At 71.4% G+C, this 23,655-nt stretch carries 17 protein-coding genes; 7 read left to right on the plus strand and 10 right to left on the minus strand.

The window, feature by feature from the left end; genetic code table 11:
* Positions 1 to 9 precede the first annotated feature (9 nt).
* Positions 10 to 3,600: a M1 family aminopeptidase gene (locus tag Q0863_RS00650; protein WP_298573629.1), complete on the plus strand. Its 3,591-nt coding sequence runs from the start codon at positions 10 to 12 to the stop codon at positions 3,598 to 3,600.
* Between the two features lie 31 nt (positions 3,601 to 3,631).
* On the opposite strand, the gene Q0863_RS00655 is transcribed toward Q0863_RS00650, so the two are convergent.
* Both Q0863_RS00655 and Q0863_RS00660 read right to left on the minus strand, forming a co-directional pair.
* Positions 3,632 to 5,470, minus strand: coding sequence for a monovalent cation:proton antiporter-2 (CPA2) family protein (locus Q0863_RS00655; protein WP_298573630.1), 1,839 nt, complete (start codon positions 5,468 to 5,470; stop codon positions 3,632 to 3,634).
* 4 nt (positions 5,471 to 5,474) lie between these two features.
* Entirely contained in the window at positions 5,475 to 5,846 is a 372-nt protein-coding gene (locus Q0863_RS00660; protein ID WP_298573631.1) for a hypothetical protein, read from the minus strand.
* A 449-nt stretch (positions 5,847 to 6,295) separates the two neighbouring features.
* Between Q0863_RS00660 and Q0863_RS00665 the strand changes: the two genes are divergently transcribed.
* Positions 6,296 to 7,675, plus strand: a complete 1,380-nt coding sequence (locus tag Q0863_RS00665; RefSeq protein WP_298573632.1) for a DEAD/DEAH box helicase — start codon at positions 6,296 to 6,298, stop codon at positions 7,673 to 7,675.
* A gap of 190 nt (positions 7,676 to 7,865) precedes the next feature.
* Here the strand turns inward: Q0863_RS00665 and Q0863_RS00670 are convergent, their stop codons facing one another.
* The 8 genes from Q0863_RS00670 to Q0863_RS00705 all read right to left on the minus strand — a co-directional run bounded on the left by Q0863_RS00670 (position 7,866) and on the right by Q0863_RS00705 (position 16,493).
* Positions 7,866 to 8,654, minus strand: coding sequence for a queuosine precursor transporter (locus Q0863_RS00670; protein WP_298573633.1), 789 nt, complete (start codon positions 8,652 to 8,654; stop codon positions 7,866 to 7,868).
* Positions 8,655 to 8,784: 130 nt separating this feature from the next.
* Entirely contained in the window at positions 8,785 to 9,909 is a 1,125-nt protein-coding gene (locus tag Q0863_RS00675; RefSeq protein ID WP_298575805.1) for a zinc-dependent alcohol dehydrogenase family protein, read from the minus strand.
* Between the two features lie 5 nt (positions 9,910 to 9,914).
* Positions 9,915 to 10,346: a thioesterase family protein gene (locus Q0863_RS00680; protein ID WP_298573634.1), complete on the minus strand. Its 432-nt coding sequence runs from the start codon at positions 10,344 to 10,346 to the stop codon at positions 9,915 to 9,917.
* Positions 10,343 to 11,728 (minus strand): hypothetical protein, encoded by a 1,386-nt coding sequence (locus tag Q0863_RS00685; RefSeq protein ID WP_298573635.1) that lies wholly within the window; start codon positions 11,726 to 11,728, stop codon positions 10,343 to 10,345. Before Q0863_RS00685 ends, Q0863_RS00680 begins: the two co-directional genes overlap by 4 nt.
* Positions 11,725 to 13,368, minus strand: coding sequence for a long-chain-fatty-acid--CoA ligase (locus Q0863_RS00690; protein ID WP_298573636.1), 1,644 nt, complete (start codon positions 13,366 to 13,368; stop codon positions 11,725 to 11,727). Before Q0863_RS00690 ends, Q0863_RS00685 begins: the two co-directional genes overlap by 4 nt.
* A gap of 32 nt (positions 13,369 to 13,400) precedes the next feature.
* Positions 13,401 to 14,396, minus strand: a complete 996-nt coding sequence (locus Q0863_RS00695; protein ID WP_298573637.1) for an NADPH:quinone oxidoreductase family protein — start codon at positions 14,394 to 14,396, stop codon at positions 13,401 to 13,403.
* A gap of 28 nt (positions 14,397 to 14,424) precedes the next feature.
* Positions 14,425 to 15,258 carry an IclR family transcriptional regulator gene (locus tag Q0863_RS00700; RefSeq protein ID WP_298573638.1) on the minus strand — a complete coding sequence of 278 codons (834 nt, stop codon included), beginning with the start codon at positions 15,256 to 15,258 and terminating at the stop codon, positions 14,425 to 14,427.
* Positions 15,258 to 16,493 (minus strand): acyl-CoA dehydrogenase family protein, encoded by a 1,236-nt coding sequence (locus Q0863_RS00705; RefSeq protein WP_298573639.1) that lies wholly within the window; start codon positions 16,491 to 16,493, stop codon positions 15,258 to 15,260. Before Q0863_RS00705 ends, Q0863_RS00700 begins: the two co-directional genes overlap by 1 nt.
* 184 nt (positions 16,494 to 16,677) lie before the next feature.
* On the opposite strand from Q0863_RS00705, the gene Q0863_RS00710 reads away from it, so the two are divergent.
* Genes Q0863_RS00710 through Q0863_RS00730 form a run of 5 tightly spaced genes read left to right on the plus strand, consistent with a single transcriptional unit; the run spans position 16,678 to position 23,655 of the window.
* Positions 16,678 to 17,421: a 2-phosphosulfolactate phosphatase gene (locus Q0863_RS00710; protein WP_298573640.1), complete on the plus strand. Its 744-nt coding sequence runs from the start codon at positions 16,678 to 16,680 to the stop codon at positions 17,419 to 17,421.
* Positions 17,418 to 18,476, plus strand: a complete 1,059-nt coding sequence (locus Q0863_RS00715; RefSeq protein ID WP_298573641.1) for a phosphotransferase family protein — start codon at positions 17,418 to 17,420, stop codon at positions 18,474 to 18,476. The genes Q0863_RS00710 and Q0863_RS00715 overlap by 4 nt, the downstream gene beginning before the upstream one ends.
* Positions 18,477 to 18,522: 46 nt before the next feature.
* On the plus strand, positions 18,523 to 20,634 hold the full coding sequence (locus tag Q0863_RS00720; RefSeq protein ID WP_298573642.1) for a 3-hydroxyacyl-CoA dehydrogenase NAD-binding domain-containing protein: 2,112 nt from the start codon (positions 18,523 to 18,525) through the stop codon (positions 20,632 to 20,634).
* A gap of 8 nt (positions 20,635 to 20,642) precedes the next feature.
* Positions 20,643 to 21,821, plus strand: a complete 1,179-nt coding sequence (locus Q0863_RS00725) for an acetyl-CoA C-acyltransferase (RefSeq protein WP_298573643.1) — start codon at positions 20,643 to 20,645, stop codon at positions 21,819 to 21,821.
* Positions 21,822 to 21,825: 4 nt separating this feature from the next.
* Complete coding sequence (locus Q0863_RS00730) at positions 21,826 to 23,655, plus strand: acyl-CoA dehydrogenase (protein WP_298573644.1); 1,830 nt, start codon at positions 21,826 to 21,828, stop codon at positions 23,653 to 23,655.

A 23,655-nucleotide genomic window follows, 5' to 3' on the forward strand; every position in this document is an offset into this window, starting at 1 on the left:
GCGCCGCGCATGATCCTCGAATTCTTCCGTTTCGAGCTGCGCGAGCAGCTGCGCTCGCCGCTGCTGTGGTTCCTGGCGGTGCTGTTCGCGCTGCTGGGCTTCGGCGCCGCGGCGAGCGACGCCGTGCAGCTCGGCGGCGGCATCGGCAACGTGTACCGCAACGCGCCGATCGTGGTCGCGCAGTGGCTGACGGCGTTCACCCTGCTGGGCATGCTGATCGTGCCGATCTTCGTCAGCGCGGCGCTGCTGCGCGACTTCGAGCAGGGCACCGCCGAGCTGTTCTTCGCCAGCCCGATCCGCCGCCGCGACTACCTGCTGGGGCGGCTGGCGGCGGCGATGCTGGCCAGCCTGGTGGTGTACCTGGTGATCGCGCTGGGCATCTTCATCGCCCAGTTCATGCCCTGGATCGACGAGGCGCGGCTGGGACCGGTGTCGCTGCGACCCTACCTCTGGGCGTTCGCGGTGATGGTGCTGCCGAACCTGGTGTTCACCGGAGGCCTGCTGGCGCTGCTGGCGGCCGTGACCCGCTCGATCCTCTGGGTCTACCTCGGCGTGATCGGCTTCTTCGTGCTGTACGGCGTCAGTGCGGCACTTATGCGCGACCTCGACAACGTCTGGCTGGCGACCCTGCTCGAGCCGCTCGGCATCCGTGCCTTCGCACGCACGATCCGCTACTGGTCGGCCGAGGAGCGCAACACGGGGCTGCCGGCCCTGGCCGGTTACCTGCTGGCCAACCGTGCGCTGTGGATCGCGCTGGGGCTGGCGCTGTTCGCCGCCACCTTTGCCCTGTTCCGCACGCAGCGCACCGGCACCGGGCGCAGCCTGCTGCGCCGGAAGACGCGCGTGGTGAAGCTCGACGACGTCCCGGTGCAGCCGACGCCAGTGCCGTCGGTGCCGCGGGTCGCGCCGGACTTCGGCCGCGGCACCGCGCTGCGCCAGTTCCTGCACCAGGTGCGCTTCGATACCGCGGGCGTGCTGCGCAGCGTGCCGTTCCTGGTGATGCTGGCCTTCGGCCTGGCCAACTTCATTCCCACGGCGCTGTCGATCCAGTCCATGTACGGTACCGACGTGTACCCGGTGACCTCGCGCATGCTCGATGCGCTGCGCGGCAGCTTCAGTTTCCTGCTGGTGATCATCGTGATGTTCTACGCCGGCGAGCTGGTGTGGAAGGAGCGCGCGGCGAAGATCCACGAGGTCACCGACGCCGCGCCGTTCCCCGGCTGGGTGCCGCTGGCGGCGAAGTTCTGCACGATCGTGGCGGTGGTGCTGCTGTTCCACGCGATCGGGATGTCCGCCTCCATCGCGATCCAGCTGGCCAAGGGCTACACCGCGATCGAACCGGCGCTGTACGGCAAGGCCCTGCTGCTCGATTCGGTGCCGTTCGTGCTGATGGGTGGCATGGCGCTGGTGCTGCAGGTGCTGGCGAACAACAAGTTCATCGGCTACGGCCTGCTGGTGCTGGTGGCGCTGTCGCAGATCGTGCTCGACGTGCTCGACTTCACCCACAACCTGTACACGTTCGGAAGCTGGCCGAACGCGCCGTACTCGGACATGAACGGCTACGGCCACTTCCTGCAGGGACAGCTCTGGTTCCAGGGCTACTGGGGCGTGCTGTTGCTGGCGCTGTTGTTGCTGAGCGCCGGGCTGTGGGTGCGCGGCGTCGACCAGGGCCGGCGCCAGCGCTGGGCGCAACTGCGTACACGCATGCGCGGCGGCCTGGGTGTCGCCTTCGTCGCGGCACTGGCGACGTTTGCCGGCATCGGCGCCTGGCTGTTCTGGAACACCAACGTGCGCAACGACTACATCTCGCCGGAGGCGCAGCTCGATCTGCAGGCGCGCTACGAAAAGGAATACAAGCAGTACGAGCACCTGCAGCAGCCGAAGATCGTCGCCAGCCGGCCGCTGGTCGACCTGCGGCCCGAAACGCAGTCGATGACGGCGGACCTGACCTACACCGTCCACAACCCCCACCCGGAGCCGATCGCCGACGTCCATCTGCAGGTCGATGACGACGACACGCTCACGTCGGTCGACCTGGGCGGCGGGCAGACCCTCGCCGCGCACGACGCCCCGCTCGGCTACCGGATCTACCGCCTGTCGCGCCCGCTGCAGCCGGACGAGCGGCGCGAGTTCCGGTTCCGCATGGAGTTCGCTCCCAGGGGCATCACCAACTCCCAGGCGCAGACCCGGTTCGTCGACAACGGCAGCTTCTTCAACAGCCGGCTGTTCCCGTCGTTCGGCTACAACCCGCGCGCCGAGATCGAGGATCGCAACGACCGTCGCAAGCGCGACCTCGGCGAGCCACGGCGGATGCCGAAGCTCGAGGACGAGGCCGCGCGCACCAACACCTACCTCGGCGACGACGGCGACTGGATCGACTTCTCGACCACGGTCTGCACCGCGCCCGACCAGGTGGCGCTGGCGCCGGGCTACCTCGAACGCGAGTTCATGCGCGATGGACGCCGCTGCTTCAGCTACGCCATGGACCAGCCGATGCTGGACTTCTACGCCTTCCTGTCGGCGCGCTGGCAGGTGAAGAAGGGCGCCTACAAGGATGTCCCGATCGAGGTGTACCACGACGCCAGGCACCCGTTCAACGTCGAGCGCATGATCGAGGCGACGCAGAAGTCGCTGGCGTATTTTGAGGATCACTTCACCCCGTACCAGCATCGCCAGTTCCGGATCATCGAGTTCCCCGGCTACGCCAGCTTCGCCCAGGCGTTCGCGAACACGATCCCGTACTCGGAATCGATCGGCTTCATCACCGACCTGCGCGATCCGGACAACATCGACTACGTCTTCTACGTCACCGCGCACGAAGCCGCGCACCAGTGGTGGGCGCACCAGGTGATCGGCGCCAACGTTCAGGGCGCGACAATGCTGTCGGAGACGCTGGCGCAGTACTCGGCGCTGATGGTGATGGAGCAGGAGTACGGCCGCGCGCACATGCGCCAGTTCCTGCGCTACGAACTGGATCGCTACCTCGGCGGGCGCGGCGGCGAGCGCCTCGAGGAATTACCGCTGTACCGCAACGAGAACCAGCAGTACATCCATTACCAGAAGGGTGCGCTGGCGATGTACCGGCTGCGCGAGGAGCTGGGGGAGGAAGCGGTGAACCGCGCGCTGCGGCGATTCCTCCAGGACAAGGGCTACCAGCGGGCGCCGTTCGCCACTTCGCGCGAGCTGGTGGCCTACTTCCGCGAGGAGGCCGGGCCGGCACAGCAGGCGCTGATCACCGACCTGTTCGAGAAGATCGTGTTCTACGACAACCGCGTGGTCGAGGCGTCCTCGAAACAGCGTGCGGACGGAAAGTACGACGTGACCCTGCGGCTGCACGCGGCCAAGCGCGAGGCCGACGGCAAGGGCACGGAAACCCCGGCTGAGCTGGACGACTGGATCGAGGTCGGCGTGTTCGCGCGCGGACCATCGGGCAAGGAGCGCGACGAGAAGGTGCTCTACCTGGTGCGGCACCACGTGACCACGGAGGATCCGGTGGTCACCGTGACCGTCGACGAGGCGCCGTTCGAGGCCGGGTTCGACCCGTACAACAAGCTGATCGACCGGGTGGCGGACGACAACCGCAAACGCATCGCGATGTAGCGGGCAGGCACATGCGCGCGCGCGCCGCAGTTCAGGCCGCGGACGACGGCTGGACGGGCACGTCCGCTTCTCCGTCCAGCCGCTGCCCCTCCCGACGCGGCGGGGTGAACGGCGTCGGCTTCGGCGCGTTGCCGGTGTTGCTGAGCAGCATGGGAATGCCCGCGCGGACGTCGTTGCTGGCGGTTTCCAGTTCGAAGCGTTCCGCATCCAGCCGCCGGACCTGCTCGGCGATGCGCGCCGCTTCGTCGGCGTCGATGCCGACCGCGCGCAGCGCGGCCTCGCCGAACGCCACCGCCGATTCGAAAGTCTCGCGGATCTGGAAGTCGACCCCGGCATTGACCAGTTTCAGCGAATGCTCGCGGTCGAACGAACGCACGAGCAGCTTCGCCTGCGGGAACTGGTGCCGCGCCAGTTCCACGATCAGGTCGGCCGCGGCGCGGTCGTCGATGCACACCGCGATCGCGCGCGCGGCGTCGGCGCCGGCAGCGTGCAGCACGTCCAGCCGGCGGCCGTCGCCGTAGTAGACCTTGAACCCGAACTCCGCCGCGCTGGTGATCATCTCGATGTCGGTGTCGATGATGGTCACGTCCACGTCGCGCGCCAGCAGCGACTGGCTCATCACCTGGCCGAAGCGCCCGAACCCGATGATCAGCACGCTGCCCGTCTGGCCCGAGACCGCCTCCACCCCGTCCAGCGAGGGCCGGTGCCTGGGCACCAGCCGGCGCGTGGCCAGCACCACCAGCGGCGTGAGCACCATCGACAGCACCACGATCGCGGTGAAACTGTCGTTGGTCTCGCCGCCGATGACGCCGGCGGCTTCGGCGGCCGAATACAGCACGAATGCGAACTCGCCGCCCTGCGCCATCAGCGTGGCGCGGTCCAATGCGTCGCCGTGGCTGCTGCGCAGCAGCCGCGCGACGAGGTAGATGCACACGCCCTTGGCCAGCATCATCGCCGGCACCGCGAGCACGATCAGCTGCCAGTTCCCGCGCACCACCGCGAGGTCGAGCGACATGCCCACGGCGAGGAAGAACAGGCCGAGCAGGATGCCGCGGAACGGCTCGATGTCGGCCTCGATCTGGTGGCGGAACGTCGACTCCGACAGCAGCACGCCGGCGAGGAAAGCGCCCATCGCCATCGACAGTCCGCCCATCTCCATCAGCATCGCCGCGCCGAGCACCACCAGCAGCGCGGCCGCGGTCATCACCTCGCGGGCGCGGGCGGCGGCCAGGACCCGGAACAGCGGGTTGAGCAGGTAGCGGCCGGCCAGCACCAGGCCGGCGAGCGCGGCGGCGCCGATCGCGAGCGCGGCCAGGCCGGAAGGTGCCTGCGGGTCGGCGGGCGCGTGCGACATCAGCGCCACCAGCGCCAGCAGCGGCACGATCAACAGGTCCTCGAACAGCAGGATCGAGACCATGCGCTGCCCGCGCGGCAGGGCGATGTCGCCGCGCTCGCCGAGCAACTGCATCACGATCGCGGTCGAGGTCAGCACGAATCCCGCACCGCCGATGAAGGCGGCCTGCGGCGGCAGCCCGAACATCAGGCAGACCCCCGTCAGGGCCGCGGTCGCGGTGAGGATCTGCAGAGCGCCCAGGCCGAAGATCTGGTGGCGCAGGCTCCACAGGTGCGACGGGCGCATCTCCAGCCCGACCACGAACAGGAACATGACCACGCCCAGTTCGGCGAAATGCAGGATCGCCTGCGGATGGGCGAACCAGCCGAACCCGAACGGTCCGATCGCCAGTCCCGCGGCCAGATAGCCCAGGACCGAACCCAGCCCCAGCCTGCGGAACAGCGGCACCGCGACCACCGCCGCGCCGAGCAGGGCCACGGCCCCGAGCAGGGCGTCCGCGCCGGCCCCGGCGGCCATCGCCTCAGCGCCTGCGCGCGGCGGTGCTGGTGAGCGCCAGCAGCAGGAAACCGCCCGCCAGGCCGGCGTCCTTCATGAACTGCAGCAGATGGGTGCCGCGCACGCCGCCGCCCATGGCCCAGAACGGATGCGACATCGCCGCTTCCGCCACCACCAGCGCGGCGGCCAGCATCGCGGTGGCGCGCAGGCGCCAGGCGGCGGCGACCAGCACGCCCAGGACCAGCGCCGCGACGCTGAAGCTCAGGGTGGCCCCGCTGGCAGGCGCGCCCTGGTAGGCGCCCCACAGGCGCCAGCCGCCGGTGACGATGAGCGCGCTGGCCAGCAGCAGGCGGGCCAGGCTGACTCCGGGACTCGATTGCGAGGTGCGGAAGGACATGCGGCGCTTCGCGTGGCGGGAACCCGCAAAGGGTGTCACAGGCGGCCGCGCGGGTTCCAGTCCTCGCCACGCGACGTTCGTGGCGTCGCGATCCCGGCGCGGCCACCGTGCGACGACGCGTGCAGGCGCACCGCCGGATGACCGGGCATCGTGCCCGGCTGGCGCCGCCGGCCGCGTCCCCGTACAATGGCGGCGTTTGCAAAACGGCTGCCCCGCTGCTCCCAGAGCAGCCACGATCCTGGCAGGCCGGCCCGGGCTCCGTCCCGTGGCGTCCTATTCCGCACGTCTTTCGTCGCGCAGACACGGCCCGGAAACCTCCGGTCACCGTCAAAACATTGCCCGCAACGCGGAACTGGATGGTTCCGGGCAAGCCAGTCGAAGGCATTTCGACCCGTGTCCACCCCTGGTGGGCGGGTGCGTGGCCGCGGCTGACACGGAGTGAATCCCACATGTTGTTCGAAGACCTCGGGCTTTCGCCCGCGCTGCTGCGCGCGCTGTCCGAAACCGGCTACACCACGCCCACCCCGATCCAGGCCCAGGCCATCCCGCCGGCGCTCAACGGCGAGGACATCCTCGGCGCCGCGCAGACCGGTACCGGCAAGACCGCCGCGTTCGGCCTGCCGCTGCTGCAGAAGATGGCGAAGATGACCCCGGTCAAGGGCCCGCGCAAGCCGCGCGCCCTGGTGCTGGTGCCCACGCGCGAGCTGGCGGTGCAGGTGGCCGACAGCCTCAAGACCTACGGCCGCCACCTGCGCCTCAACGTCACCATGATCTTCGGTGGCGTCGGCATGCAGCCGCAGATCGAGAACCTGCGCCGCGGCGTCGACATCCTGGTCGCCTGCCCGGGCCGGCTGATCGACCACCTCGACTCGGGCCACGTCAAGCTCGACGCGGTCGAGCTGCTGGTGCTCGACGAGGCCGACCGCATGCTCGACATGGGCTTCCTGCCGTCGATCAAGCGCGTGCTCTCGCGCGTGCCGCAGCAGCGCCAGAAGATGCTGTTCTCGGCGACGTTCGAGCCGCGCATCCGTGCACTGGCGATGGAACTGCTGAACAAGCCGACCGAAGTGCAGGTCGCCGCGCAGAACACGATCGCCGAAACCATCACCCACCGCGTGCATCCGGTCGACGGGCCGCGCAAGCGCGACCTGCTGGTCGAGATCCTGTCCAGGCGCCACACCGACCAGGTGCTGATCTTCGGCAAGACCAAGCACGGCTGCAATCGCCTGGCCGAACAGCTGGAAACCGCCGGCCTGAAGTCGGTCGCGATCCACGGCAACAAGAGCCAGGCGCAGCGGCAGAAGGCGCTGGACCAGTTCAAGTCGGGCAAGGCGCGCATCCTGGTGGCGACCGACGTGGCCGCCCGCGGCCTCGACATCCCGAACCTGCCGCTGGTGATCAACCACGACCTGCCGATGGTCGCCGAGGACTACGTGCACCGTATCGGCCGTACCGGTCGCAACGGCGCGTCGGGCGAGGCGCTGTCGCTGGTGGCACCGGAGGAGGGCGGCCTGCTGCGCCAGATCCAGCGCATGCTCAAGGCCGACATCGTGATGCAGACGGTGGACGGCTTCGAGCCGAGCCGTCCGATCCGCCTCGATGCGCCGATCCCGAAGAACGGGGGCGGCCAGCAGCGCAGGCAGCCGATGGGCGGACGTCCGGCCCAGCGCCCGGGCGAGCAGAAGCCCGGCGGCCAGCGCGCCCCGCGCAAGGCCGGTGCCCGCGGCCACGGCAAGCCGGCCGACCGCGGCGCGCACGCGCATGCGCACACCGGCAAGCCCGGCGGGCGTCCGGCGCGTAGCGCCCAGCGCCTCGACTCGCGCGCCTGACCGGCGCGCGCAGACCGGTTTGAACGGCACGGCCGGCCCCTCGCGGGGTCGGCCGTTTTTCGTTGCACCTTGTGGGCCGCCGGCGGGCCGGGCACCTGTCCGGCGTGGAAGGCGCGACCGGCTGTGGTGGAGCGGAAGGCGCCAGGCGCGCAGCCTGGGCCGGCGCGTCCGTGGCCTCCGTCCGGGGCGATCAGCCGCTGGCTGCCTGCTCGCGCAGGGCGCGGGCGCGCGCCGGGCCCAGGTAGGCCGCGATCGCGCGCCGCATCAGGTACAGCAGCGGGATCAGCGCGATCGCCGCCAGCATCTTCCAGGCGTAGTTGACGCTGCTCACCGCCAGGAACAGCGAGGTCGGCCACTGCTGCGGGCCGAGCACGAAGGCGATCCAGATCACCACGAAGCTGTCGACCAGCTGCGAGACCGCGGTCGAGCCGGTGGCGCGCAGCCACACCATGCGCTCGCCGGTGGCGCGGCGGATGCGGTGGAACACCTGCACGTCGATCAGCTGCCCGACCAGGAACGCGACCACCGAGCCGGCGATCGTCCACAACCCCTGGCCGAACACGGCCGCGAACGCGGCCTGGTAGTCGGGCACGCCCTGCGCCTGCGCCGCGTCGACCCACCAGTCGGCCGGTGCGAGCGCGATCGCCACGAAGGCGAACACGAAGCCATAGACGATCAGCGCCACCGCGATCCACGAGATCATCTTCACCCCGCGCCGGCCGAAGTATTCGTTCACCACGTCGGTGAAGACGAACACCACCGGCCACAGCAGGGTGCCGGCGGTGAAGCTCAGCGAGCCGTTCTGGCCGAACAGGTTCCAGGCCAGCGGCGCGATGCCGAGCGTGTCCTCGAGCGCGAAGATCTTGACCCCGATGAACTCGGCCAGCACTGCGTTGACGCAGAAGAAGGCGGCCAGGGCGATGAACAGCCGCGTGGCGCGATCGTCGAGCAGGCGGGCGGTCGGGGAGGGGGCGTCCACGGCCGAAAGTGTAGCGGCAGGATGGCCGGCGCATCCCGGAGCGCTGCGGGGACGGGATCGCGGCGCCGTGCGCGGCGGCTCGCGCGTGCGTTGGCGCCTTCCTGCACGCGCGCGAGCCGCGCGCGTCGCGCTAGTCGAACAGCACCACCTGGCGGATCGCCTCGCCGCGGGCGAGGCGGTCGAAGCCGGCGTTGACGTCGTCCAGCGACAGCGTATGCGTGAGCAGCCGGTCCACCGGCAGGCGTCCGGCGCGATGCAGGGCGATGTAGCGGGGGATGTCGCGTTGCGGCACCGCCGAGCCCATGTACGAGCCTTTCACCGTCCGCTCCTCGGCCACCAGGCTCACCGCCGGCACGCTGAAGGCGCGATCGGGCGCGGGCAGGCCGACGGTGACGGTGGTGCCGCCGCGCGCGGTTGCGGCATAGGCGGTGGCCAGCACCTGCGCGTTGCCTGCGGTCTCGATGGCATGGTCGGCGCCACCGGCGGTGGCCTCGCGCACCTGCGCCGCGACGTCGCCCGTGCGCGCGTCGATGCAGTGGCTGGCGCCCAGTTCGCGCGCCAGCGCCAGCTTCTCCGGCACCACGTCCACCGCGACCAGCGGCCACGCCGAGCACGCGGCCGCGCCCAGCAGCGCCGAGAGGCCGACGCCGCCGAGTCCGAACACCGCCACCGATTCGCCCGGGCGCACCCCGGCGGTGTTCACCACCGCGCCCACGCCGGTCATCACCGCACAGCCGAACAGCGCCGCGATGTGCGGCGGCGGCGCCGGATCCACGCGCACCGCGGAGTGCTCCGAGAGCACCGCGTACTCGGCGAAGCCGGAGATGCCCAGGTGGTGGTGCAGGGGCGCGTCGTCGCCGTCGCGCAAGCGCATCGCCCCGCCCAGCAGGCTGCCGCGGGCGTTGGCCGCCGCGCCCGGTTCGCACAGCACCGGGCGGCCGCGCGCGCAGGGTCCGCAGTGGCCGCACATCGGCACGAACGAACACACCACGCGGTCGCCCACGCGCAGCGTGGCGACGCCGGCGCCCAGTTCGACCACCTCGCCGGCGGCCTCGTGGCCCAGCAGCATCGGCATCGGCCGCGGCCGCGAGCCGTCGATCACCGACAGGTCCGAGTGGCACAGGCCCGCCGCGCGCACGCGTACCAGCACCTCGCCGGGCCCGGGCGGCAGCACGCGCACGCTGTCGATGGCCAGCGGCCGCGACTGCGCGTACGGCGCCGGTGCGCCCATCGCGCGCAGTACCGCCGCGCGCATCGCGGTCACGGTGCGGGCTCCACCAGCAGCGGCTGCAGCGCGGCGCGGATGCGTTCGGGGATCGGCGTGCTGCGCCGGCTGTCGCGGTCGACGAAGACATGCACGAACCAGCCTTCCGCCGCCGGCGCTTCCTCGCCAGCGCGGAACAGGCCGATGCCGTAGCGCACGCTGCTGTTGCCGAGCTTCTCCACCCGCAGCCCGGCGTCGACGCTGCCGGGGAAGGCGATCTCGCGCAGGAAGCGGCAGTGCGATTCGGCGCACAGCCCGATCGCGCCGCCGCGGTGGATGTCGAGCCCGCCTTCGGTGATCAGGTATGTGTTGATCACCGTGTCGAAGTAGCTGTAGTACTCGACGTTGTTGACGTGGCCGTAGACGTCGTTGTCCTTCCAGCGGGTGGCGATGGACAGGAAGTGGCGATAGTCCGCGCGCGCGCTCATGGATTCTCCCCGCCCGTGGCCGGCACCGCGGCGGGCGCGTCCTGTTCGCGGCCTACCAGCAGCCACCAGCAGGCCACCGCCGCGGCGAGCGCGATCCAGGGATCGAACAGCGACAGCGCCACGCCGCCGAGCACCGCGCTGCCGCGCTCGGCGTTGCTGCGCGGAATCGCCAGGCCGATGTAGGCGCAGGCGAAACCGGTGGTGACCAGGGTGATCGACAGCGCCACGCCCAGCAGCGGCTGCAGCCCGGTCAGCAGCGGCAGCAGGAAGTAGATCACCGGCAAGCCCATCATGTAGTACGAGACCAGGCCGCTGTGCAGGTCGCGCATCGACTGCGGGCCTTCGCGCCAGCGCGACACCACCACCACATGCACGCCCGCCCACAGCGATCCCTGGGTGGGGAAGAACGGGGACACCAGCCCCGCTGCGGCATTGCGCATGGCCAGCACCAGGTGCGAGCGCCGGGGATCGATGCGGATCGGGTCGTCGGGACGCGCGGCCTGCGCGTCGCGGATCACCGCATCGCCGGTGACCCAGTCGCCGAACTGGATCACGTAGGTCAGCAGCACCAGCGGCAGCACGTCCAGGTACATCGACAGCGGCGGCCAGCCGATCGAGAAGGGCGACATCTTCGCCACCGCATCGGCCACTGGCGGCGCGAGCCAGCCCCACTGCACGTCGTAGCTCACCTCGCCCACCAGCGGGCCGACCACGGCCGCCGCCAGGAATCCGGGCAGCAGGCCGAGCGCGGTGAAGTGGCGCAGCCAGCGATGGCGGGCCTGCCAGCGATGCAGCGGCGCGGAGAACACCACCACCAGGCAGATCGCGCAGGCCAGCAGGATCGACACCGGTTGCTGCTCGAGGAAGCGCGGCGCGTCGGTCACGAACACCTGGCGGAAGGCGGCCAGCGCCGAACCGATCAGGATCGTGGCGCGCAGCGTCGGCGGCAGCCAGCCGATGAGCCGCGGGCCGGCGCGGCTGATGCCGAGCACGAACACCAGCAGCGCATAGCCCAGCGACAGCGCGGTCATCGCCTGGAAGCGCAGCTCCGGCGTGTCGTAGCGCGCCAGCACGAAGGCCAGCACCAGCGGCAGCGCCGGCGTGGTCCAGCCCGGCGCATAGGGATCGCCGAACACCCACAGCGAGATCACCAGGAAGGTGCTGATCATCAGCGAGGTGGCGATGCCTTCCTCGAAGCTCATGCCGAAGTAGCCGGTGAGGATCGGCACCAGCGCCAGTCCGGTCGCGGTCGCGACCAGGGTGCCCTGCAGCAGTTCGGGCCAGTGCGGGCGGGTGTGCAGGAACGGCAGGCGGAAGGTGAACGGACCCCAGCGCCAGCCGCTGCGTTCGCGCACCGCGGCCGGGTCGGTCGCGCCGCTCACGTCGCGTTCCCGTCTTCGGCTTCCTGCAGCGCCCGCCACTGCACCTTGCCGGTGGCGCTGCGCGGCAGCGCGTCGCGGAACTCGATCGCGTGCGGCACCTTGTAGGCGGCCATGTGTGCGCGCGCCCATTCGATGATGCCGGCCTCGTCGGCGTCGTGGCCCTCGCGCAGCACCACGATCGCCTTGGCGCTCTCGCCGCGGTGGGCGTCGCGCATGCCGATCACGCAGGCCTCCTGCACCGCGGGATGGCCGTACAGCAGCGACTCCACCTCGGCCGGCCAGATCTTGAAGCCCGAGGCGTTGATCATGCGCTTGAGCCGGTCGACCATGAAGAAGTAGCCCTCGTCGTCGACGTAGGCCAGGTCGCCGGTGCGCAGGAAGCGCTTGCCGTCGATCTCGGCGAAGCTGCCCGGATCATCCTCGGGGCGGCCGTGGTAGCCGAGCATCACCTGCGGCCCGTGGGTGACGATCTCGCCGACCTCGCCGGTCGGCAGTTCCTCCAGGGTCAGCGGATCGACCACGCGCGAATCGGTGTCCAGGATCGGCAGCCCCAGGCACTGCGGCTTGGGCCGGTGCACCGGGTTGAGGTGGGTCGGCGCCATGGTTTCCGACAGGCCGTAGCCTTCGACATAGTCGATGCCCCACAGCTGGCGGATGCGTTCGGCGACCGCCCTGGGCATGGCCGCGCCGCCGCCGGTGAGGACGTGCATCGAGGACAGGTCGAAGGCCGACAGGTCCTGGGCGAGGAAGTCCATCAGCATGGTCGGGATCGCGGTCCACGCGCCGGCGCGGTGGCGCTGGATCAGCAGCGCGGCGCAGCGCCGGTCCCAGCGCGTCATCACCACCATGGTGTTGCCGCGGTAGACCGGTGTGTTGATCCCGTTCTGCAGGCCGGTGACGTGGAACATCGGCAGGCTGGCCAGCACCACCGTGTCCTTGGGCACGAAGCACCACTCGGGTCCGGCGACGGCGGTATGCATCACGCTGCGGTGGGTGTGCAGGCAGCCGCGCGGCGCGCCGGTGGTGCCCGAGGTGTAGGGCATCACCGCCAGGTCGTCGGGACCAGCCAGGTGCGCGGATGGAGCGAGCCCGGCCTCCAGCGCCGCGTTCCAGCCGATCGCGCCCTCGAACGCCTGGCGCGGCTGCGCCACGACCTCGGGCAGCGGCAGGTCGGTGCCGGCATCGATGTAGTCGGAGTACGTGGCCACGACCACGTGGTCGAGCAGCTCCCCGCGCAGCGGCAGCAGCTCCGGCGCCAGCTCCTGCGCGACCAGCGCGGTGCGCGCGCCGCTGTCGCGCACGATGTGTCGTACCTCTTCCAGCCGGTTCATGCTGTTGACCGGCACCACCACCGCGTCGGCGCGCAGGATCGCGTAGACCGCGACGACGAACTGGGGACAGTTCTGCATGAACAGCGCCACGCGGTCGCCGCGGGCCACGCCGCAGCGCTGCTGCAGGAAGCCGGCCAGCGCATCGACCTGCGCGGCCAGCTGCGCGTAGTCGAGGGCGCCGCCGTAGTAGAGCGTGGCCGGGCGCTGCGGATAGCGGCGCGCGCTGATCGCGAGGTTCTCGTACAGCGAGGTCCGGGGCAGTTCGAGATGGTGCGGCAGGCCGGGTGGCCAGTGCGGGGAACGCGGCATGGATCGGCTCCTGTGTCGTCGTTGCGCGGAACTCAGCCGGCCAGCTGCGGCAGCACCACCAGCTTGCCCACCGCCTCGCGCGCCAGCAGCGCCTCGAGCGCGGCCGGCGCCTGCGACAGCGGGTAGCGGCGCGAGACCAGCGGCCGCAGCGCGCCCTCGCGCAGCCAGGCCAGCAGTTCGCGGGTGTTGGCGGCGCTGGCCTCGGGCTCGCGGCGCACGAACTCGCCCCAGAACACGCCGACCAGGGACGCGCCCTTGAGCAGTAGCAGGTTGGCCGGCAGCTTCGGGATGTCGCCGGCGGCGAAGCCGACGACCAGATGGCGGCCGCGCCAGGCCAGCGCACGCAGCGCGGTCTCGGTCATGTCGCCGCCGACCGGGTCGTAGACGATGTCGACGCCGCGTCCGCCGGTGAGCGCCTTGAGCCGCTCGCGGAAGGCCGGGTCGGTGGAGTCGAGCGCTTCGTCGGCGCCGCGCGAACGCGCCGCCTCGCGCTTGGCTTCGCTCGAGGCGGCGGCGATCACGCGCAGGCCCATGCGCTTGCCCAGTTCCACCGCCGCCACGCCGACGCCGCCGCCGGCGCCGAGCACCAGCAGGGTCTCGCCGGGCTGCGCCTGCGCGCGGTCCTTGAGCGCGTGCCAGGAGGTGCCATAGGTGAGCAGGAAGCTGCCGGCCAGCTCCAGTTCCTCGTCGCCGGTGTCGGCCGGCAGCACCACCAGGTGGCGCGCGTCGGCCAGTACCTCCTCGGCGTAGGCGCCGAAATCCGCGGTGCCGGCCACCCGGTCGCCGACGCGCGGCGCGGTCACGCCTTCGCCGGTGGCGGTGACCGTGCCGGCGAACTCCGAACCCGGAGAGAACGGGAACGCCGGCCGCAGCTGGTACTTGCCGGCCACCATCAGCGCGTCGGGAAAGTTCACCGAGGCCACGTGCACGCGCACGCGCACCTGCCCGGGTCCCGGCGCGGGCAGCGCCATGTCGGTGACGCGCAGCGTGTCGGGGCTGCCCCAGGCTTCGCAGGTCACGGCTCTCACGCGGTATTCCTCCGTCGGGATGGCGGGATCAGAAACGGCCTTCGGTGGCCTCGTAGACGCGGTTGCGCAGCGCGACGAGCTTCGGGCCGAAGTCCTGCACCAGCTTCTCGCGCGTCATCACCGAGACGCGGCCGCTGATGTTGAAGGCGAAGTGGCGGGTGCGGTCGGCCGAGACCATCGGCACGCCCACCGCGAACACGTCCGGATGCCAGTCGCCCATGGAGAACACGAAGCCGTAGGTCTCGTAGTCCTGGCGCGCGCGCTCGATGCCGGCACGGATCCTGGGCCAATCCGCCGGCGGCGTGCTGCGTTCGAAATCCAGCATGCGCAGGTCGAACAGTTCGCGCGGGCGCGCGGCCAGGTCGGCGCGGCCCAGCGCGGTGGTGCCGTGCGGCACGTGCGCACCCTTCTCCAGCCGCAGGTTGAACGTCTCGTCGCCCTGGCAGACTTCCAGCAGCAGCATGCGCAGCCCGTCCGGTACCGCGAGCATCACCGCGGCGCGGGTGTATTCGGCCAGCTCCTGCATCAGCGGCTGGGCGATGCCGACGATGTCGTGCCCGGCCATGTAGGCGTGGCCGAGGCCGAGCACGGCCGGACCCAGCGCGTACTTCTCGCGCGCCGGCGCGTACTCGAGATAGCCGAGCGTGGCCAGGGTCTGGGTCAGCCGCGACACCGTGGCCTTGGGCAGGCGCGTGCGGCGGGCGATGTCCTGGTTGCCGAGGTAGCGTTCCTCGGGATGGCCGCGGCTGCGTTCGAAGCAGCGCAGGATCGAGAACGCGCGGACCACCGAGTTCACCAGCTGCGGGTTGCGGCCGTCCGGATCGGTGGACAGGCTCTGGATGTCGCGGCGTGGATTGCCCATCAGCGTTCTCCCTCCTGCCGCGCGTGCTTCTTCAGCTCGATGCGGGCGATGGTTTCGCGATGCACCTCGTCGGGTCCGTCGGCCAGGCGCAGCGAGCGGTTGTGCGCCCAGGCCCGGGCCAGGAAGGTGTCCTGGCTCACCCCGGCCGCGCCGTGCGCCTGCACCGCCCAGTCGATCACCTGTTCGGCGGCCTGCGGCGCGATCACCTTGATCATCGCGATCTCGGCGCGCGCGGCCTTGTTGCCCACGGTGTCCATCATCCGCGCGGCCTGCATCACCATCAGCCGCGCCTGGTCGAGCAGGCAGCGCGACTGGGCGATGCGCTCGCGCCAGATCGACTGTTCCGACACCTGGCGGCCGAACGCCCGGCGCTGCGACAGCCGCTGGCACATCAGCGCGAGCGCGCGCTCGCCGGCGCCGATCGCGCGCATGCAGTGGTGGATGCGGCCGGGGCCGAGGCGGCCCTGCGCGATCTCGAAGCCGCGGCCCTCGCCCAGCAGCATGTTGGTCGCTGGCACCCGCACGCCCTCCAGCGCGATCTGCATGTGGCCATGCGGCGCGTCGTCGTAGCCGTACAGGTCCATCGCGCGCTCGACGGTCAGCCCGGGGGCGTCGGCCGGCACCAGGATCATCGAGTGGCGGTGGTGCCTGTCCGCGTCCGGGTTGGAGATGCCCATGACGATGTGGACCGCGCAGCGCGGATCGCCGGCGCCCGAGGCGTACCACTTGCGGCCGTCGATCACGTAATCGTCGCCGTCGCGGCGGATCGTGCATTCCAGGTTGGTGGCGTCGGAGGAGGCCACCGCGGGTTCGGTCATCAGGAACGCCGAACGGATCCGTCCTTCGAGCAGCGGCAGCAGCCACTGCGCCTGCTGCGCGTCGCTGCCGTAGCGCGCCAGCACTTCCATGTTGCCGGTGTCCGGCGCGCTGCAGTTGAACACCTCCGGCGACCAGTACACGTGCCCCATCAGTTCGGCGAGCGGGGCGTAGTCGAGGTTGGACAGGCCCTCCGGGGCGTGCCGGCAGTCGGGCAGGAACAGGTTCCACAGGCCCTGCGCGCGTGCCTCGCCCTTGAGCCGCTCGATCACGGCGCTGGCCTGCCAGGGACTGCCGGCGGCGCGCGCGCGGGCATCTTCGGCGGCGTGGGCGGCCTCTTCGGTCCAGACGTGCTGCTGCAGGAACGCCTTCAGGCGCTGGTGCAGGGCTTGGGCGCGAGGACTCGGGCTGAGGTCCATAAGTTCCGTAATACGAAATTGAGTTCCAGTAACTCAGGATGCTATGCCGACTCTTCGGCAGGCGCAAGCGCTCGCGCCGCCAGGGCAGGTATGGTGCGGCGCATCACGTGTGGTGCTTGCAGCGATCAGAAATGCCCTCTAGATTGGATTCCAGATTGCAGAATTAAGTTCCATTAGGCGAAACATGACGTACGACGTAGCCAGCACCGATTCGCCCAGCCTGCATGTCCTCGTCCGCCACCAGGACGTGGACGGCGCGCGCCTGGGCGCCAAGGTCGTGGTGGTGATCGACGTGCTGTTCGCCACCTCGACCATCGTGCGCGTGCTCGGCGCCGGGGCGGGGGCGGTGTATCCGGCGCGCGACGACGACGATGCCCGGGAAGAGGCCGCGCGCCGCGTCGGGGCGGTGATCGCCGGCGAATACCTGGCGCGCACCCTGCCGGGCTGGGCGCCCGCAACGCCGCTGGCGCTGTCGGCGCAGGTGCGCGAAGGCAGCGAGCTGGTCTACTCCACCACCAACGGCACCCGCGCCATCGCCGCCTGTGCCGGCGCGGTGGCGGTGTACGCCGGCGCCCTGACCAATGCCGCCGCGCTCGCGCGCCACATCGCGCAGGCGCACCCCGGCGTGCCGGTGCTGCTGGTCTGCGCCGGATCGCTGGGCCGGCTGTGTCTGGGCGATTTCATCGGCGCCGGGCACGTGGTGCGCGCGCTGCGCACATGCGCCGGCTATGCACCGAGCGACGCGGCGCTGGCGGCCGAGCTGGCCGCGCTGGCGGCCGAGCCGGTGGCGGCGCTGTCGGGCTCGCGGGTGGGGCGGCTGCTGGCCGACGCCGGCCTCGAGGACGAGATCGCCGATGCCGGCAACCGCGACTGCTGTGAGGTGGTGCCGGTGCTGCGCGACGGACGCATGGTGAGGGCGGCGGCATGAGCGCGGCCGGACCGTTCCCCTCGGTGGAGGACAACGTGGCTGCGCTGCAGGCCTGGCTGCAGGCGCGGCTCGAAGGCTTCGGCGGCGCGATGCAGGTCGAGCGGCTGGCCGGCGGCCGCTCCAATCCCGGCTGGCGCCTGCGTACCGCCGCGCGCGACTGCGTGCTGCGCGCGCGTCCCGGTCCGCGCGCGCGGCTGCTGCCCTCGGCGCATGCGATCGAGCGCGAGTTCCGCGTGCAGCAGGCGCTGGCCGGCAGCGGCGTGCCGGTGGCCGCGATGCACGTGCTGTGCGAGGACGAGTCGCTGATCGGCGCCGGCTTCTACGTCATGGACTTCATCGACGGCGAGATCTTCGGCGACCAGTCGTTGCCGGGCCTGGAGCCGCCTGCGCGCGGCGCCCGCTACGACGCCATGAACACGGCGATCGCGACCCTGCACGGCCTCGATGTCGATGCGCTGGGGCTGCGCGACTACGGCCGCAGCGGGGGCTACTTCGCGCGCCAGATCGACCGCTGGACGCGCCAGTACGCGGCCAGCCGCGGCGAGGCCATCGCCGACATGGAGCGGCTGATCGCCTGGCTGCCGGCGCACCTGCCGCGCGAGCAGGACGAGCCGGTCGCGCTGGTGCACGGCGATTTCCGGCTCGACAACCTGGTGTTCGCGCAGGGCCAGCCGCGCCTGCTGGCGGTGCTGGACTGGGAGCTGTCCACGCTGGGCCATCCGCTGGCCGACTTCGCCTACCACGTGATGAGCTGGCATATCGCGCCGGGCTTCCTCGCCGGGCTCGGCGGCCTGGACCTGGACGCGCTCGGGATTCCGGACGAGCACGCCTACGTGCGCGACTACGAGCGCCGCACCGGCCTGCGCGTCGGCGAGCACTGGGACTTCTGCCTGGCCTACAACCTGTTCCGCCTCGCCGCGATTCTGCAGGGCGTGGGCGCGCGGGCGCGGGCCGGCATGGCCACCGATCCGGAGGCGCTGCGCTTCGCCGCGCAGGTGCCGGCGCTGGCGGCCCTGGGCTGGCGATTCGCCCGGCGCGCGGAGGCGACCGCATGAGCGCCGGGCGTCCACTTCTTCTCCCCGACAAGGTGCAGGCATCGACATGGCGGTAGGCACGACGATCCGCGACGGCATTGCCGTCGTCAGCTTCGACAATCCCCCGGTCAACGGGCTGGGTCTTGCGGTGCGCCGCGGCCTGGCCGAAGCGCTGGCCCAGGCCAACGAGGACGACGCCGTGCGCGGCATCGTGCTTACCGCGGCCGGCCGGTTCTTCTCCGGCGGCGCGGACATCAAGGAGTTCAACACCCCGCGCGCGGAGCAGGCGCCGAACCTGCACGACCTGATCGCCGCGGTGGAATCCAGCGCCAAGCCGGTATGCGTGGCGATCAACGGCACCGCGCTGGGCGGCGGCCTGGAGCTGGCGCTGGGCGCGCACTACCGCGTGGCGCATGCGCAGGCCGAAGTCGGGCTACCCGAGGTCAAGATCGGCATCCTGCCCGGTGGCGGAGGCACCCAGCGCCTGCCGCGCGTGGTCGGGCTGGAAACCGCGCTCAACATGATCGTCTCCGGCACGCCGGTGGCGGCCCGCCGGCTGGCCGACACGGCGCTGTTCGACGCGGTGGTGGACGGCGATCCGGTCGCGGCCGCGGTCGAACTGCTGCAGGCCCGGATTGCCGCCGGCGGCCCGCACCCGCGCGTGCGCGACCGTGCGGTCGAGCACGCGGATGCGCAGGCGTTCCTGGCCTGGGCGCGCATGGGCGTGGCTGCCGCTTCGAAACACTACCCGGCGCCGCTGCGCTGCGTGGATGCGGTCGCGGCCTCGCTCAGGCCTTTCGACGAGGGCATGGCGGTCGAGCGCGAAGGTTTCACCGTGCTGCTGCATTCGCCCGAATCGCGCGTGCTGCGCCACGCCTTCTTCGGCGAGCGCGCAGCCAGTCGCATCGACGACATCGGCCCGGACGTGCGGCCGCGCCCGATCGAACGCGTGGGCATCGTCGGCGCCGGCACCATGGGCGGCGGCATCGCCATGAACTTCCTCAATGCCGGTATCCCGGTGGCGCTGCTGGAGACCTCGCAGGAGGCGCTCGACCGCGGCCTGGCCACCATCCGCCGCAACTACGAGGCCAGCGCGAAGAAGGGCAGGCTGACCGCGGAACAGGTGGAGCAGCGCATGGCGCTGGTCGCGCCCTCGCTCGACTACGCCGCGCTGGCCGATGCCGACCTGGTCATCGAGGCGGTGTACGAGGACTACGCCGTCAAGCAGGCGGTGTTCGAACGCATCGATGCGGTGGCGCGGCCGGGGGCGATCCTCGCCACCAACACGTCCACGCTCGACGTGGACCGGGTCGCCGCGTTCACGCGGCGCCCGCAGGACGTGCTCGGCCTGCACTTCTTCAGCCCGGCCAACGTGATGCGCCTGCTGGAAGTGGTGCGCGGCGCGAGGACGGCGCCGGACGTGATGGCCACCGCGATGGCGGTGGCGAAGCGGATCCGCAAGACCGCGGTGGTCTCGGGCGTGTGCGACGGCTTCATCGGCAACCGCATGATCGAGCAGTATTCGCGCCAGGCCACCTTCCTGCTCGAGGAGGGGGCGTTGCCGCAGCAGGTGGACCGCGCGATGGAGGCCTTCGGTTTCGCGATGGGCCCGTTCCGCATGGGCGACCTGGCCGGCAACGACATCGGCTGGGCGATCCGCAAGCGCCGCTACCTCGAGCAGCCCGACATGGTCTACGCGGACAACGCCGATGCGCTGTGCGAGATGGGCCGCTACGGCCAGAAGACCGGCAAGGGCTGGTACGACTACCGGCCCGGCGACCGCACCGCGCATCCGTCGCCCGAGGTCGAAGCCATGATCGTCGAACGGTCGCAGGCGCAGGGCATCGCGCGCCGCGCGATCGACGACCGCGAAATCGTCGAGCGGCTGGTGTACGCGCTGGTCAACGAAGGCGCGCGCATCCTCGAGGAGGGGATCGCCGCGCGCGCCTCGGACATCGACATCGTCTATCTGTCCGGCTACGGCTTCCCGCCGTGGCGCGGCGGGCCGATGTTCCATGCCGACCAGGTCGGCCTCTACAACGTGCTCGCGGCGATGCGCCGCTACGCGAGCGGCCACCGCGGCGAGGCCTGGGCGCCGGCGCCGCTGCTGGTCGAACTGGCCGAAGCAGGCCGCTCCTTCAACGATCCGGTCGCGCGCCCGCGCGCCGCCGCCGCGTGAGGTCCGCCGTGAACGAAGCCGTCATCGTGTCCACCGCCCGCACCGGCCTGGCCAAGAGCTGGAAGGGCGCGCTCAACCTCAGCCACGGCGCCACCATCGGCGGCCACGTGGTGCGCCACGCGGTCGAACGCGCCGGCATCGATCCGGCCGAGGTCGAGGACGTCGTGCTGGGCTGCGCCTGGCCCGAAGGCGCCACCGGCAGCAACATCGCCCGCCAGGCGGCGATCCGCGCCGGGCTGCCGGCCAGCGTGCCCGGCGCCACCGTCAACCGCTTCTGCGCCTCGGGCCTGCAGGCGATCGCGCAGACCGCGCAGCGCATCGTCGCCGGCGAGGGCGAGGCGTTCGTGGCCGGTGGCGTGGAGTGCATCTCCACGGTGCAGAACACGATCAACCAGCACATGCTCGAAGACGTGTGGATGGCGCGTCACTATCCGGCGATCTACATGCCGATGCTGCAGACCGCCGAAAACGTCGCGCGCCGCTACGGCATCGATCGCGAACGCCAGGACCGCTACGGCGCGGAAAGCCAGCAACGCGCCGCGGCGGCGCAGGCGGCCGGTCGCTTCGACGACGAGATCGTGCCGATCACGGTGCGCCAGGCGGTCGCCGACCCGGCGACCAGGGCGATGGTCACGCGCGAGGTCACGCTGTCGGCCGACGAGGGCGTGCGCGCCGACACCACCTTCGACGCGGTGTCCAGGATCCGGACCGCGCTGCCGGGCGGGGTGATCTCGGCCGGCAACGCCAGCCAGTTCTCCGATGGCGCCTCGGCCTGCGTGCTGATGTCGGCCGCCGCCGCGGCGCGGCGCGGGCTGCAGCCGCTGGGCGTGTTCCGCGGCTATGCGGTCGCCGGCTGTGAGGCCGACGAGATGGGCATCGGCCCGGTGTTCGCGGTGCCGAAACTGCTCGAACGGGCCGGGCTCTCGGTCGAGGACATCGGCCTGTGGGAGCTCAACGAGGCCTTCGCCGTGCAGGTGCTGTACTGCATGGATCGGCTCGGCATCCCGCACGAGCGGCTCAACGTCAACGGCGGCGCGATCGCGGTCGGACATCCCTACGGCGTCAGCGGCGCGCGACTGGTCGGCCACGCGCTGATCGAGGGCCGGCGGCGCGGCGCGAAGTACGTGGTCGTGACCATGTGCGTGGGCGGCGGCCAGGGCGCCGCGGGCCTGTTCGAGGTGGCCTGAGGCGATGCCCGGCCTGCTGCTCTCGCGCGAGGACCTGTGCTTCCAGCTGTACGACTGGCTGGAAGCGGAGTCGCTGCTGTCCGCGCCGCGCTTCGCCGAGCATTCGCGCGAGACCTTCGAGGCGGTCCTCGACAGCTGCGAGCGACTGGGCGAGGAAGTGCTTGCGCCCTGCCACGCGCTCTCCGATCGCGAGGAACCGGCGTTCGACGGCACGTCGGTGACGCTGCCCGACGCGGTGGTCGAGGCCGTGCGCGCGGTGGCCGGCAGCGGCCTGCTCGCCGCCACCCAGGACGAGGCGGTGGGCGGCATGCAGCTGCCGGTGCTGGTCGAGAAGGCGGCGCTGGCCTGGCTGTACGCGGCCAACATCGGCGCCTGCGCCTACCCGATGCTGACCGTCGGCAACGCCTCGCTGCTGCTCGCCCACGGCACGCCGGCGCAGGTCGAGGCGTTCGCGCTGCCGCAGCTGCGCGGCGAGTGGACCGGCACGATGTGCCTGTCCGAGCCGCAGGCGGGCTCCTCGCTGTCGGACATCACCACGCGCGCGCAGTACGAATGCGATTCGCCGCTCGGGCCGCGTTACCGCCTGTCCGGCCGCAAGATGTGGATCTCCGGCGGCGAGCACGGGATCCTCGACAACATCGTGCACCTGGTGCTGGCCAAGGTGCCCGACGAGCACGGGCGGTTGCCGCCGGGCACGAAGGGCATTTCGCTGTTCGTCGTGCCGCGGACGTTGACGCAGGCGCAGGGGTTTGCCGGCGAACGCAACGACATCGACCTCGCCGGGCTCAACCACAAGCTCGGCTACCGGGCGGCGGTCAACTGCGCGCTGAACTTCGGCGAGGGCCGGCATGCGCCGGGCGGCCGGGCCGGCGCCGTCGGCTGGCTGGTCGGCGCGCCGGGCCAGGGCCTGGCCTGCATGTTCCACATGATGAACGAGGCGCGCATCGGCGTCGGCCTCGGCGCAGTCGCGCTGGGCTACACCGCCTACCTGCGTGCGCTGGACTACGCGCGAAACCGCCCGCAGGGGCGCCTGCCCGGGCCCGCCGGCAAGAATGCTGCGCAGCCGCAGGTGGCGCTGGTCGCGCATGCCGACGTGCGCCGCATGCTGCTGGCGCAGAAGAGCTACGCCGAAGGCGGACTCGGCCTGGTGCTGTACTGCGCCAGGCTCGTGGACGAGGCGCGGATCGCGCGCGACGCCGGCGACGCCGAAGCCGCTGCCTCGCGCGGACTGCTGCTGGACATCCTCACCCCCATTGCCAAGAGCTGGCCCTCGCAGTGGTGCCTGGCCGGCAACGACCTGGCCATCCAGGTGCACGGCGGCGCGGGCTATACACGCGACTACGGCGTCGAGCAGCTCTGGCGCGACAACCGCCTCAACGCCATCCACGAAGGCACCCACGGCATCCAGGCCATCGACCTGCTCGGGCGCAAGGTCGTCATGCAGGACGGCGCGGCGTTCGAGGCCTATTGCGCGCTGCTGGACGCGAGCCTCGCGCGCGCTGCCGGGACCCCCTGCGCGGCATCGGCCGACGCGATCGCCGCGCGCTTGGCGCGGCTGCGCGAGGTCACCGCGTGGCTGCTGCGCGTGGACGACCCGGTCGCGCGCCTGTCCAACGCCAGCGCCTACCTGGAAGTGTTCGGCCACCTCACCGTGGCCTGGGTCTGGCTCGGCCAGCTGCTGGCGCTGGGCGCGCGCGCGGACGACTTCGCCCGCGGCAAGCGCCACGCCGCGCGCTGGTTCCTGCGCTGGGAACTGCCGCGCGTGGACGCCTGGCTGGACCGCCTGGCCGATCTCGACGACACCGCGCTGACCATGCGCGACCAATGGTTCTGA

Source organism: uncultured Luteimonas sp. (genome assembly GCF_947492465.1).
Taxonomy (GTDB): Bacteria; Pseudomonadota; Gammaproteobacteria; order Xanthomonadales; family Xanthomonadaceae; genus Luteimonas.

What these genes read in the sequence shown, in the direction of transcription:
- Q0863_RS00650 (WP_298573629.1), top strand. Translation starts at nt 10, where the DNA reads ATGATCCTCGAATTCTTCCGTTTCGAGCTGCGCGAGCAGCTGCGCTCG.
- Q0863_RS00655 (WP_298573630.1), bottom strand. Translation starts at nt 5,470, where the DNA reads ATGGCCGCCGGGGCCGGCGCGGACGCCCTGCTCGGGGCCGTGGCCCTG.
- Q0863_RS00660 (WP_298573631.1), bottom strand. Translation starts at nt 5,846, where the DNA reads ATGTCCTTCCGCACCTCGCAATCGAGTCCCGGAGTCAGCCTGGCCCGC.
- Q0863_RS00665 (WP_298573632.1), top strand. Translation starts at nt 6,296, where the DNA reads ATGTTGTTCGAAGACCTCGGGCTTTCGCCCGCGCTGCTGCGCGCGCTG.
- Q0863_RS00675 (WP_298575805.1), bottom strand. Translation starts at nt 9,909, where the DNA reads ATGCGCGCGGCGGTACTGCGCGCGATGGGCGCACCGGCGCCGTACGCG.
- Q0863_RS00680 (WP_298573634.1), bottom strand. Translation starts at nt 10,346, where the DNA reads ATGAGCGCGCGCGCGGACTATCGCCACTTCCTGTCCATCGCCACCCGC.
- Q0863_RS00690 (WP_298573636.1), bottom strand. Translation starts at nt 13,368, where the DNA reads ATGCCGCGTTCCCCGCACTGGCCACCCGGCCTGCCGCACCATCTCGAA.
- Q0863_RS00700 (WP_298573638.1), bottom strand. Translation starts at nt 15,258, where the DNA reads ATGGGCAATCCACGCCGCGACATCCAGAGCCTGTCCACCGATCCGGAC.
- Q0863_RS00705 (WP_298573639.1), bottom strand. Translation starts at nt 16,493, where the DNA reads ATGGACCTCAGCCCGAGTCCTCGCGCCCAAGCCCTGCACCAGCGCCTG.
- Q0863_RS00710 (WP_298573640.1), top strand. Translation starts at nt 16,678, where the DNA reads ATGACGTACGACGTAGCCAGCACCGATTCGCCCAGCCTGCATGTCCTC.
- Q0863_RS00715 (WP_298573641.1), top strand. Translation starts at nt 17,418, where the DNA reads ATGAGCGCGGCCGGACCGTTCCCCTCGGTGGAGGACAACGTGGCTGCG.
- Q0863_RS00720 (WP_298573642.1), top strand. Translation starts at nt 18,523, where the DNA reads ATGGCGGTAGGCACGACGATCCGCGACGGCATTGCCGTCGTCAGCTTC.
- Q0863_RS00730 (WP_298573644.1), top strand. Translation starts at nt 21,826, where the DNA reads ATGCCCGGCCTGCTGCTCTCGCGCGAGGACCTGTGCTTCCAGCTGTAC.